A 12,193-nucleotide genomic window follows, 5' to 3' on the forward strand; every position below is an offset into this window, starting at 1 on the left:
GCCGATCGGGTAATTTCTCCTGATGAACAGGGTGGCTTCGCGGAAGGCAGCCGGGTTGAGCAGGCGGATTATCGACGATCGTTACGAGCTGGATCCCCTGTCGCGACGCGGCGGTGGCATGGGCGAGGTCTGGTTCGGCTACGACAAGCGCCTGGACCGGCGGATAGCGATCAAGTTCATCCGTGTCGATCGGCTGCCGGACGGCAAACCGGACAGGGAGCTCACGCAGCGCTTCGTCCGCGAGTCACGGATCACGGCACGTCTGGAACACCCGGGCGTCCCCGCCGTCTACGACTGCGGCACCCACGGGGAAGAGCTCTACCTGGTCATGCAGCTGATCAACGGCTGCTCCATCGCCACACTGCTCGACGAGACCGAGATCCCGGTCGCCTGGGCCGCGGCGATCGCCGCGCAGATGTGCTCGGTGCTCACGGTGGCCCATGACAACTCCCTGGTCCACCGGGACCTGAAGCCGAGCAACCTCATGCTGAGTCCCGATGGCACGGTCAAGGTGCTGGACTTCGGAATCGCCGCCGCGCTCTCGCCCACCGCGACCAGGCTCACCCAGACCGGTGTCATGGTCGGCACCCCCGAATACGTGGCACCTGAGCAGGCGATGGCCGGTTCGACGACTCCACAGAGCGATCTGTACGCCCTCGGCGTGGTGCTGGACGAAATGCTGTCGGGGGAGAACCAGTTCAGCGGCGCGACGCCCCTGGCGTCCGTGCAGAACCATGTGGCCCGAGCGCCGCGGCCGTTGCGCCGACGGCGGCGCGACGTGCCCGAAGGCCTGGAACGGCTGGTCCTGTGGCTGCTGGAGAAGTCGCCGGACAACAGGCCCGCGTCGGCCACCGTGGTCTACGAGCGCCTCCTGGATTTCTGCCGCGACCTGCCCTCGTTCCCCGGCTACGTGGACGCCGTCGCACGTCATCCGGTCCGGATGTACGCAGGCGTCGTGGGCCGGATCGGCGCCTCGCCGAAGGCGGAAACGGGCAGGACCGAACCCGTGCGCGCCACGTCCGATCTGCCTGCCGCCGCCCCCGATGTGCCTGCCGCCGCGACCGAACCCGTCAGGCCGAGCGGCCCCGAGCGCTTCAGACCGAGCGATATCGAGATGGCGCGAATGGACGCGCGCGAGCTCAAGGCCGAGACGCGTTTCACGCAGGCCGCGGAGCTGCTCGCCAGGGTCGTGGAGCCCGCGGCACATGAGCTCGGCGCGGACAACCCCGATGTGATCTCGTTGCGCCTCGAGTTGGCGGACATGCTGTTCCTGGCCGGCGACTATCGCCGGGCGGTTCCCGAGTTCGCCGGACTCGTCGCCCAGCTGACGCGGCGGGACGGGCCTGACGACGATCTCGTTCTGCGCCTGCGCTTGATGGAGGCGAACTGTCATGCCGCCGTGGGCGAGGTCACCATCGCACTCGCGCAGCTCAATCGTTTGCTGGAGGACGAGAAGCGGTTCGGGGTCGACGAGGACCGGGTGCTGGAGTTGCGACGCCAAATCGGGCTGCTCGAACTCGGCGCGGGTGATCAGACCCGGGCGAGGAGGACTCTGACGGATCTGCTGCCTGATCTCAAGCGTGAATACGGCGGCGGCCACCCCAACGTGATGAAAATCGTCGAGGTCCTGGGCAGCTTGAATGGTGAACGCTGAGACGTCGAAGCTCGGAATCGGCAAGAGGTTCCTATGCGGCTTCGGGAACTGGAACACCGATGGGCTTCGACTCGCTGGTCAACCGCGGCGACTACTTCTCGGCCCACTACCTGGCCGAGGTGCTGCCCAAGGACCTGAAGAAGCCCGGCGGCCTGTTCGCCCGCTGGAACGAGCAGGAGAAGGCCGGTCGCCTCACCCCGCGTAAGGGGCTGCGCGCTCTCGCCAAGCAGTACTTCGCCGAGCGGCCCTACTTCGCGGAGCTCGACGCGCGGCTGAGCGACGGCGTGGAGCTGACCACCCCCACCGAGCGCGCCGAGTGGCGCAAGGAGTTGGGCGAGCTCCACGGCGCGGTGCTGCGCGCCCTCGGCTATGACGCGGGCCCGCGCGAGCTGATTGTGGAACGGGCGGGCAAGGAGTACGCCGTCGAGGTCGCCTACGCCGACCGGCAGCTGGTCGCGATCGAGTGCGGCTGGGCCGCCGACGTGGACGCCGCCCTCGACGACGACCGGGCCGGGCGGCTGCTCGCACCCCTCCATCTGGCCAAACACGGTCGGCTCGGCAACACCGAGGAGATCACCTCCGGCACCAGGCTCGCCTCCTGGCTGCTGACCGCCGAGGAGCCGCCGCGCTACGTGCTCATCCTCGCCGGTGGCGTGGTCGTGCTCGCCGACCGCGCGGTCTGGGGCGAGGGCCGCTACCTCGCGGTCAGCCTCGACGTCGCGCTCGGCCGGGGCAACGAGGCCGAGCTGGGCACGATCGCCGCGCTGTTCGGCGCCGACTCGCTGCTGCCGCCGGAGGAGGGCGGCGCCGAGCCGCTCGCCGAGCTGCTCGACCGGTCCCGCGGTCACGCGGTCGGGGTGTCCAAGGAGCTGCGCGACGGCCTGAAGGACTCGGTCGAGCTGATCGCCAACGAGGTGCTGGCGCGTATTCGCGCCCAGGGCGTACGGCCCGAGCAGATCGTGGAGCCGGCCGCCCTGGCGAAGGAGCTGGGCCGCGAGGCGCTGCGCTACCTCTACCGGATCCTGTTCCTGCTCTACGCCGAGGCCCGCCCCGAGCTGGGCATCCTCCCGACGGACGACGATGACTACGTCAGGGGCTACAGCCTGGCCCGCCTGGGCGACCTGGTGGTACGCGACCTGACGGGGGAGGAGGCGCGGGGCTCCTTCCATCTTTATGAGTCGCTCAACCTGCTGTTCCGCATGGTCAACAACGGCTCTGAGGGCTCAGGGGGGGAGGGCCTGCGGTTCGAGCCGCTCCGCTCCGACCTGTTCGAGCCGGAGGCGATCAAGCTCATCGGCCGGAACGCGATCTCCCTGGACGATGATGACCCGGACGCGCCGCGCGTCGACACCCGGCTGCGCAACGAGGCGCTCTACAAGGTGCTGCGCAGGCTCATGCTCACCAGCGGGCGGAAGAAGGAGCGCGGCGGGTTCATCTCGTACGCCCAGCTCGGCATCAACCAGCTCGGCGCGGTGTATGAGGGCCTGATGTCGTACACCGGGTTCATCGCCACCGAGGAGCTGTACGAGGTCGCCAAGGGCGGCGACCCGAAGGACGGCTCGTGGCTGATCCCGGCCTCCAGGGTCGGCGACTACCCGTCGGAGGTATTCGTCCACGCCGTCGACGAGGACGGCGACAAGCTCGACGAGTACGTCCGCTATCCGAAGGGGTCGTTCGTCTACCGCCTGGCCGGCCGCGACCGGGAGACCAGCGCCTCCTACTACACCCCGGAGTCGCTGACCCGGGTCACCGTTCAGCTCGCCCTCAAGCATCGCCTCGACCAGGACGACACGGTCACCCCGGCTCGGGAGATCCTGGAGTGGACGATCTGCGAGCCCGCCCTGGGCTCCGGCGCGTTCCTCAACGAGGCCATCAACCAGGTCGCCGCCGAGTACCTCAGGCGCCGCCAGCAGGAGCTGGGCGTCTCGATCGACCCCGAGGCGTACGAGGAGGAGCTGCGGAAGGTCAAGGCGTACATCGCGCTGCACAACTCCTACGGCGTCGACCTCAACGAGACCGCGATCGAGCTGGCCGAGGTCTCGCTCTGGCTCAACGTCATGCACCCCGGCCTGCGGGCTCCCTGGTTCGGCCTCCACCTGCGCCGCGGCAACTCGCTCATCGGCGCGGGCCGTCGCGTGTACGGCCCGGATTCGTTGACCAAGGGGACGTGGCTGAAGGAGGCCCCAGAGGACCTGCCGTTCTCGGCAGGGGAGCTGCCGGCGGGCAGGGTCCACCACTTCCTGCTCCCCGCCGAGGGCTGGGGCGCGGTCGCCGGAGCCAAGGAGGCCAAGGAGCTGGCTCCCGAGCAGGCCAAGAAGCTCGCCGCCTGGCGCAGGCAGCTGCACAAGAGCGTCTCCGACAAGAAGGAGCAGGGCCAGAAGCACACCCAGCTCGAGCGCCTCCAATCGCTGTCGAAACGGGCCGAGCACCTGTGGGACCTGGCCCGGCAGCGGCTGGCCATCTCCGAGCGGGAGATCAGCCGCAGGATCGACGTCTGGGGCGCCGACTGGATCGAGCAGCCGGTCGACGCCGTGCCCAAGGAGCCCAAGGAGCCCAAGGAGCCCAAGGAGCCCAAGGAGCCCAAGGAGCCCAAGGAGCCCAAGGAGAAGGTCTACGGCGACCTCACCGCGCCCGGCACGCCGTACTGGCGTTTGAAGAAGGTCATGGACGCCTGGTGTGCCCTCTGGTTCTGGCCCCTCGACCGCGTCGGTCTGCTCGACGGCTCCGACGAGATCTACGCGGCCGGGTCCGCTGCCCGCGGGCCCCGGCCCGACGACGGTCTTGCTGCCACCTTGAAGCCGCCGCGCCCGGTGATCCCGCTGGCGACCCTGGACGACTGGCTCGACTTCGCCGAGGCCGTTCTCGGCCGCGCCGACATTCCCGAGGACTCGCTCGGCGCGGTTTTCGCATCACTCGACGACGACCTGGAGGTGCTCGAGAACGAGCTCCGCACCCGGACGGGCATGGACTCCGAGCTCAAGCTGGCGGAGCGTTTTCCCTGGGTGAACGTGGTCGACGATGTCGCCGATCGGCACGGCTTCTTCCACTGGGAGCTCCAGTTCGCCCAGGTCTTCGCCGAGGGCGGCTTCGACCTCCAGGTCGGCAACCCGCCGTGGGTGCGGCCGACCTGGACGGAGGATGCCGTTCTCGCCCAGTTGGAGCCATGGTTCAAGCTCGCGGCGAAGCCGGGCATCGCCGAGTGGCGCGACCGTAGGGCCGCCGTGCTGGCCGAGGAGACCGCGCGGGCCTACTACCTGAACGAGCTGTCGGACAACGCGGGCACGGCCGAGTTCCTCGGTTCCGGCATCCTCTACCCGCTGCTGGCCGGCACGCAGCCTGACCTTTACCGCGCGTTCATGTGCCGGGTCTGGGCCAACCTCGGCCATCGCGGAACCGCGGGTCTCATCCACCCCGATACGCACTTCGGAGGGGTGAAGGAAGGCGGCCTTCGCGCGGCCGCCTACCGCCACCTGCGGTTCCGCGCTCATTTCTCCAACCGCTACGAGTTGTTCGAAATCGAGGGAACGCGTCAGTTCGGAGTGAACGTCTACGGCTCATCGAGGGTTGTCGGGTTCACCAACGCGAGTTGGCTCTTCTACCCGGAAACACTCATGACATCGCTGGACCATGACGGCATCGGCGAACTACCGGGGATCAAACATGACGGCAAGTGGGAGTTGCGTCCGCACAGAGAACGCCTCATCCGGGTGGACGAATCATTGCTCGCCCGGTGGCGGAGACTCACGGACTCCGCCGACGCCCCCGTCGACCAGACCCCGCTGCTCTATCCGGTGACCACCGCCGAGGCAGGGGCGATCGAGGCTCTGGCGGCCTACGAGCGGCGACTGGGTGCGGACAGCCCACGGATCAGCCGAGGGTACGACGAGGCGAACGCCAAGAAGGACGGCCTGATCCGGTGGGGGACCGGTCACCCCGGATCTCTGGACGCCGTCATCCTTCAGGGGCCGCACTTCGTGCAGGCGACGCCGTACAACAAGCAGCCGAACATTCCGTGCCGGACCAACCGCGACTGGTCTGCCTGGGACCTGACAGCCCTCCGCGAAGACGCCGTTCCCGTGACGAACTACGGGCGGGCCTGCGACGAGGAGGCCTACCTCGCCGCCCAGGACCGGTGGGTGGGCGGAGACGGCGTGGTCCGCCGGCACACCGAGTCCTATCGGCTGGCCTGGCGGAAAATGATCCCCTTCGATACCGAGAGATCGCTGTTCGCCGCGCTTGTCCCGCCCGGTCCCGCGCATATCCATTCCGTATACAGTTTGGCGCTCGGCGATGACCGCGGCACTGTTCTGGCGGCGGGATTCTGGGCTTCATTGCCGCTGGACTATTTGCTGAGGCTGACGGGCAAGGCCAACCTGCAGGACGTCGAGGCGAGGGCCATGCCCGCCGCCGATCCGGACCACCCGCTGGCCTCGGCGCTGCTGCTCCGCACACTCCGCCTCAACTGCCTGACCGGCGCCTACGCCCCGCTGTGGGCCGAGCTGTACGACCCGGCCTGGAACGACGAGCGGTGGGCCGCCGAATGGCCGGGGCTCAGGCCGCTCGGGGACCCGGCCGCAGTCACCCCGGAGTGGGCCTACGCCACCCCGCTTCGCACTGAACGGGAGCGCAGGGCCGCTCTGGTCGAGCTGGATGCGCTGGTCGCGCTCTGGCTGGGTATGAGCGCCGAGCAGCTCGTCGCCGTCTACCGGTCTCGCTATCCGGTCCTACGCGACTACGAGGCGCGGATCTGGTTCGACGCCGACGGCCGGAAGATCGCGGGCAACCACAACACCTATGGGCACGGCCAGACCAGGCAGCACTTCGAGCAGCTCACGGCCCACCTCGACCCCGAGATCAACGGCCCCGTCCCCGAGGGGTACGCCGCGCCGTTCCACAAGGCCGACCGCCAGGCCGAGTACCACCAGGCCCACACCGCCTTCTCCGACCGCCAGCGGCAAGCGGTAAGCCGCACTATGTGAACGCGGCTACGTGTGCCGGGCGGTGCAGGGTGATGGGCCGCCTGTGGCGATGTGGAAGCGCAGGGTGCCGATTTCCAGCAGCCGCAGGGAGTCGTGCCAGCGAAGTTTGGCGCTGCCGCGGCAGTGCTCCCGCAGACGCTGCGGGGTGTGGTTCCAGCCGGTGACGGTCCGCGCGTTCTCACCGGACACGGCGAAGGAGACGGTCCCCTCGTCGGTCACCACCAGGTCGGTGACCTTCTCGCTCTCCCGACCCGGCAGTCCGCGGCGGACGTGGTTCCAGCGATCCCATCCCAGACCGAACAGTGGGCCTTTCGGCACATGGCCCGGGTGGTCGCGATCGCAGTGCAGCACGCTCTCCGCACACGTCGGGAAGTCGACGGCGATGCTCGGCGAGTCGGCCGGCTCGGCGACGCTCTCGTCCAGCATTTCCGAGGAGGACCTCCTGCCGCTGCCGCTCCCGGACGAAGTCCCACAGCGGGGCGGCGTCCGCGACGCCTCGCGCGAGCCGTACCTCGACCCGGAGCACCGGACCGACGGCCGTCTCACGGACGCCCAGCCACGTGCCGAGCCGACCGGCGGCGAATCCCAACCCGTCGTGGAGCTCGACGGTCCAGGCCCGGCCGACACGCAGCCGGGCGACGATCTTCTGAGGGATCACATCCGACGTGTGTGGTCCGCTCCTGCTGTCATCTTGCACAACCGACAAACTAGGACAATCAGGTGCCGCCAGTCAAGCGTGTATTAAGTTCACAGAGAGTGTCTTCGTCATGTCGATTTCCTGGCACTGTAGTGCCAGGCGAGGATCCACCGTTCGGCTCTCACGAACGCGGCGTTCAGCACGAAACCAAGGACCCCGATCAGCACGATGGCCGTCCACATCGCGGGAATGTCGAGCGCGTCCTGCAGCATCCGGTATCCGATCCCCTCGGTGCTGCCGACCAGCTCGGAGATGATCATCATGACCAGTGCCAGGGACACGCTCAGCCGTAACCCGGCGAACACCTTCGGCGCCGCGGCCGGCAAAATGATCCGCCACAGCCGCTGACCGCGGGACAGGTGGAACACCTCAGCGGTCTCCAGGTACTGCCGGTCCACGTCCCGCGCCCCGTCCACGCTGTTCAGCAGCACCGGCCACAACACTCCGAACACGATCGCGGCCAGCTGGGTCGGGGTGCCCACCCCGAACAACACCAAAAAGATCGGCAGCAGGGTCGGCGGCGGGATCGACCGGCCGAAATGAATCAGCGGGTTGACGTACTCGGCCAGCCGCCGCGACCTGCCCACCGCGATGCCCACCAGCACACCGGCCAGGCAGGCGCCGGCCCAGCCGACCGCCAGCCGCCACAGGCTCGGCAGCAGATGCCGCACCGCCTCATCGCTGAGGAACAATCGCGTGGCCGGCCCGCTGAACCACAGCTCATGTGACCGGGCCGCGATCGTCGACGGCGGAGGAAAATAGGGAGCCTGCGCCAGGCGGGTGAGCACCTCCCACGCCGCCAACGCCACCGGCACGACCCACAGCCGGGCCAGACCTCTCAGGAGCCTCACGCCGCCTCCTGCCCGGCACGGGCGTGATGCCGGCGAAACAGCCGGCGCTCGGCGGCCACCAGCGCGATGTTGACCAGCAACCCGATCATCCCGGTCCATGTCACCGCCGCCAGCATCACATCACGCCGGTTCACTCCGGCGGTGCCCTGGTCGGTCAGGAACGTGCCGATCCCGCTGTCGCCGCCCGCGACCAGCTCCACGCTCACCGCCACGATCAACGTGACCGAGGCGGCGATCCGCACCCCGGTGAGGATGAACGGCGCGGCGCTGGGCAGCAGCACTCGCGCCACGATCGCCGCCGGGCCGAAACCGAAGCTGCGCATGGTCTCCTTGGCCAGCGGGTCCACATCCCGCACGCCGTACCAGGTGTTGATCAGCAGGGGCCAGGACGAGGTGAACACGATCAGCGCGATCTCCGCCTGGGCGCCGCCGGTGAACACGAACAACGCCAGCGGGATCAGGGCCACCGAGGGGATGGGCCGCAGAAACTCCACCAGCGGCCGCACCGCCGTCTCCACCCTCGGCAGCGTGCCCAGGACCACTCCGGCGGGTACGGCGATCACGATGGCCAGCAGCAGCCCGATGACCGCCGCCGACAGTGTGTCGCCGACCTTGGCGAGGAACGCGGCGTCCCCCGCCAGGACGACCGTCTTGGCCAGCACGTCCGACGCCAGCGGCACCGTGTAGGGATCGATCACCCCGGTCCTGCCGAGGACTTCCATGACGAGAACAAACCCCGCGACGCCGATGGCGCCGCGGAGGATCGTCCGTACCCTCATTGCGGCGGGGCCGCCACGAGCTGGTTGGCGTCGATCTTGGTCTTCGTGATGCCGAACTCCGCCATCAGGTCGGCCACACGCTGGGTCCGGGTGGCGTCGAGCGAGGTGGAGAAGGTGCCCATCGACATGGTGGAGGCCACCTCGGCCGGGATCTGAGTGAAGGTCGGGATCACCTGGTTGAGCGCCTCGCGGTCGGACGCGGCGATCTGCTGGGCCTTGCCGATCGCCCGCTGGAACGCGGCGGCGGTCTTCGGGTACTTCTCGATCCAGTCGGCGGTGGCGCCCCAGCCGTCCAGCGGCAGGTCGGCCGTCGGGCCGCTCAGGGTGTCGACCAGTTGGACCGCACCGAGGTCCTTCCGCGCCGCCGAGATGTAGGGCTCGCTGAGCCAGGCGGCGTCGACCTGTCCCGACTTCAGCGCGGCGAGCTGCTGGTCGAAGGGGATGGGCACGAACTTCACATCGGTCGGAGCCAGCCCGGCGACCTTCAGGTGAGCGCTGACGGTGACCTCGCCCAGGGCCTTGAGCACGTTCACCGCGACCGTCTTGCCCTTGAGGTCCTGAAGCGACTTCACCGGGGAGCCTTCGGTGACGTAGAGGCCGTTTATGCCAGGAGCTCCCTGCTGGGACTCGACGAGCATCTTCAACTTGGCGGCGCCGGAGTCCTGGATGGAGATCAGCGAGACATAGGTGGTGAGGAAGACATCCATGCTGCCATTCAGAATCTTGGGCATGACCGCCTGCGGAGCCTGGATGGTCTCCGTCTTGATGGTCAGGCCCTCTTCCTCGAAGAATCCTCTCTCCAACGCCAGGAACAGCGGCGCCGCCGAGGGGACGGGCACGACACCGAGGTTGAGCGTGGTTTTCTCGAGACCACCGGCACTGCTGGCGGCGCTCACTTCCTCTGTTCCAGAACCGCCGCACGCGGCAAGCGCGATGACCGCGGCGAGCCCGGCGAGGGACGTACGGATGACGGTCCCGATTCTCATAATGTCTCCTTATCCTGGGAAAACCGCATCTCAATGAGGGAAGAAATAGCGGTAACCCGCCCCGATCGGAGGCTGCGGCACAACATGAGCGGCAGTTTACCGGAGGAAGATCGAGGCCCATCGGCAAGATGGGTGCTTTGTCGGATAAAAGACCTATTTCAGCGTGTAATTCTGATTATTACTGATGGTTATGCGCCCTTTGACCCGTCACGGAATGTAATTGATGTTTCCGGTGGCTTCCGGATGGTGTATTCGAATCAGACTCGCCACTCGATGCCGGCATGTCACAGGCTCCGATATCACTAAGTCTGTGTATTCGATTCACGACCAAATCGGCGCCGATATTATTTCGGGGGTTGTGTCCGGCTTCGCGATGACCCTTCGACTGTGCCGGTAACTTGACAAATTCTCCTAACTGATTTCTTATACGATCAGTCATCGGGGCGTTCATTCGTGCGCAATCGCCCAACAGGTCCAAAACGGTCACTGGTGGGTGCCCCGGCGGCTCACCCCGTTCTGTTGTCGGTCCACCAAGGAAACCATATGAAGACGGAGAAACGGCACCGCGCCATCGCCGTGCTCGTGTCACTCCTCATGGCCGTGACCACGGTCGCCGCGGCGGCGCCGACGGCCGTGGCATCCCCTTCCACCGCCGCGCGTACGGCCGTCGTGTGCGCGCCCGGCACGACGATCCAGACCGACAGGGGCTCGGTCTGCGGCCTGTCGGCCGACGGCGTCAAGACATGGCTCGCGGTCCCCTACGCCGAGCCCCCCACGGGTGAGCTGCGCTGGGCGCCGCCCAAGCCGCACGCCCCGTGGACGACGGTCCTCCAAGCGACGGCCACGGGCACCCCCTGCCCGCAGCCGGAGTTCCTCACCCCCGAGTCGACCGACGAGGACTGCCTGAAGCTGAACGTCGCCGCCCCGGCGGACACCGGCCGCAAGGCGCTGCCGGTCATGGTGGAGTTCCACGGCGGCGGCTTCCGGCTCGGCGCGTCCTCCGACGGCGCGCACCTCGCCCGTACGGGGAACGTCGTGCATGTCAGCGTCGACTACCGGCTCGGCATCCTCGGGTTCCTCGCGCACCGGTCGTTGGGCGCGCGCTCGGGGAACTACGCCCTGCGCGACCAGCAGGAGGCGCTGCGCTGGGTGCGCCGCAACATCTCCCGGTTCGGCGGAGACCCCGGGAACGTGACCATCTACGGCGCGTCCGCCGGCGGGTCCAGCGTGTGCGCCCAGACCACCTCACCGGCCGCCAAGGGACTGTTCCAGAAGGGGATCGCCCAGAGCGGCGAGTACAACTCGCTGCTGGGCAAGGACAGCATGTGGCAGCCGCAGGACTGCAAGTCCGACCTGCCGACCCTGAAGGAGGCGGAGCGCACCGGCGACCGCTTCGCCGCGGCCGTCGGCTGCGGTGGCGCCGCCGACGTGGCCGCCTGCCTGCGCGCGGTGCCCGTCAAGACGCTGCTGGAGAAGGCCGGCGACGGCATCGGCCCCGACAAGGGCACGCTGGCCCCGATCGTCGACGGTGAGATCCTGCCGATGTCGCCCGCCGAGGCGTTCACCAGAGGACGCGTCAACAACGTCGCCCTCATGCACGGCGTCGACCGCGACGAGGTGCAACTCCAGGTCGCGAACACTCCGGAGGAGTACGAAGCCCTGGTCAGGGAGCAGTACGGCCGCCTCGCCCCCGAGGTGTTCAAGCGCTACCCCCTGAACCGGTTCCCCGAGCCGGCGGCGTTCATCGCCTCCCGCACCATCGTGGCCGACTCCAACTCGGTCTGTCCCGCCCTGCTCAACCACGAACGGCTGGCCCGCCGCATCCCCGTCTACGCCTTCCAGGTCGACAACGCCGACGCGCCGCCGATGTTCTTCCTGGACGCGACCAAGCCGAACGGCTCCTACCACGTCAACGAGGTGCCGTTCCTGCTCGCGCCGCCCGGCGCCGACGTGAGCGCCAACCAGCGGGTCTTCGCCACGCAACTGGTCACCCAGTGGACCGGGTTCGCCCGCACCGGCGACCCGACGGTCGACGGCGCGCCGTACTGGCCCAGGTTCACCCGCTCCCACCCCGGCGTCATGTCGCTGGCGCCCGCGGGTGACAGCCAGCTGACGGAGGAGATCGCCAAGCAGCACAACTGCGTTTTCTGGAACAAACACGCCCCGTTCACCCGCTGAACGGCCGTCCCTCACAGGCCCGGCCTCCCGTACGCGGGGGTCCGGGCCTCCCCCCTGATGATGAGAAGA

General features: G+C 68.3%; 7 protein-coding genes. 3 read left to right on the top strand and 4 right to left on the bottom strand.

The window, feature by feature from the left end; genetic code table 11:
* The first annotated feature begins 22 nt into the window (after window positions 1-22).
* Window positions 23-1,654 carry a serine/threonine-protein kinase gene (locus ACFHYQ_RS26305; protein WP_394303824.1) on the top strand — a complete coding sequence of 544 codons (1,632 nt, stop codon included), beginning with the start codon at window positions 23-25 and terminating at the stop codon, window positions 1,652-1,654.
* Window positions 1,655-1,713: 59 nt separating this feature from the next.
* Complete coding sequence (locus tag ACFHYQ_RS26310) at window positions 1,714-6,633, top strand: class I SAM-dependent DNA methyltransferase (RefSeq protein WP_394303825.1); 4,920 nt, start codon at window positions 1,714-1,716, stop codon at window positions 6,631-6,633.
* A 6-nt stretch (window positions 6,634-6,639) separates the two neighbouring features.
* Here the strand turns inward: ACFHYQ_RS26310 and ACFHYQ_RS26315 are convergent, their stop codons facing one another.
* From ACFHYQ_RS26315 to ACFHYQ_RS26330, 4 genes are all read right to left on the bottom strand, one after another.
* On the bottom strand, window positions 6,640-7,059 hold the full coding sequence (locus ACFHYQ_RS26315) for a hypothetical protein (RefSeq protein WP_394303826.1): 420 nt from the start codon (window positions 7,057-7,059) through the stop codon (window positions 6,640-6,642).
* Between the two features lie 339 nt (window positions 7,060-7,398).
* A complete protein-coding gene (locus ACFHYQ_RS26320) occupies window positions 7,399-8,181 on the bottom strand; it encodes an ABC transporter permease (protein ID WP_394303827.1) in 783 nt (260 codons plus the stop codon).
* Window positions 8,178-8,960, bottom strand: a complete 783-nt coding sequence (locus ACFHYQ_RS26325; RefSeq protein WP_394303828.1) for an ABC transporter permease — start codon at window positions 8,958-8,960, stop codon at window positions 8,178-8,180. Before ACFHYQ_RS26325 ends, ACFHYQ_RS26320 begins: the two co-directional genes overlap by 4 nt.
* Window positions 8,957-9,946, bottom strand: coding sequence for an ABC transporter substrate-binding protein (locus tag ACFHYQ_RS26330; protein WP_394303829.1), 990 nt, complete (start codon window positions 9,944-9,946; stop codon window positions 8,957-8,959). Before ACFHYQ_RS26330 ends, ACFHYQ_RS26325 begins: the two co-directional genes overlap by 4 nt.
* Window positions 9,947-10,489: 543 nt before the next feature.
* Between ACFHYQ_RS26330 and ACFHYQ_RS26335 the strand changes: the two genes are divergently transcribed.
* Window positions 10,490-12,124 (top strand): carboxylesterase/lipase family protein, encoded by a 1,635-nt coding sequence (locus tag ACFHYQ_RS26335; protein ID WP_394303830.1) that lies wholly within the window; start codon window positions 10,490-10,492, stop codon window positions 12,122-12,124.
* Window positions 12,125-12,193: the final 69 nt, after the last annotated feature.

Source organism: Sphaerimonospora cavernae (assembly GCF_042435035.1).
Taxonomy (GTDB): Bacteria; Actinomycetota; Actinomycetes; order Streptosporangiales; family Streptosporangiaceae; genus Sphaerimonospora; species Sphaerimonospora cavernae.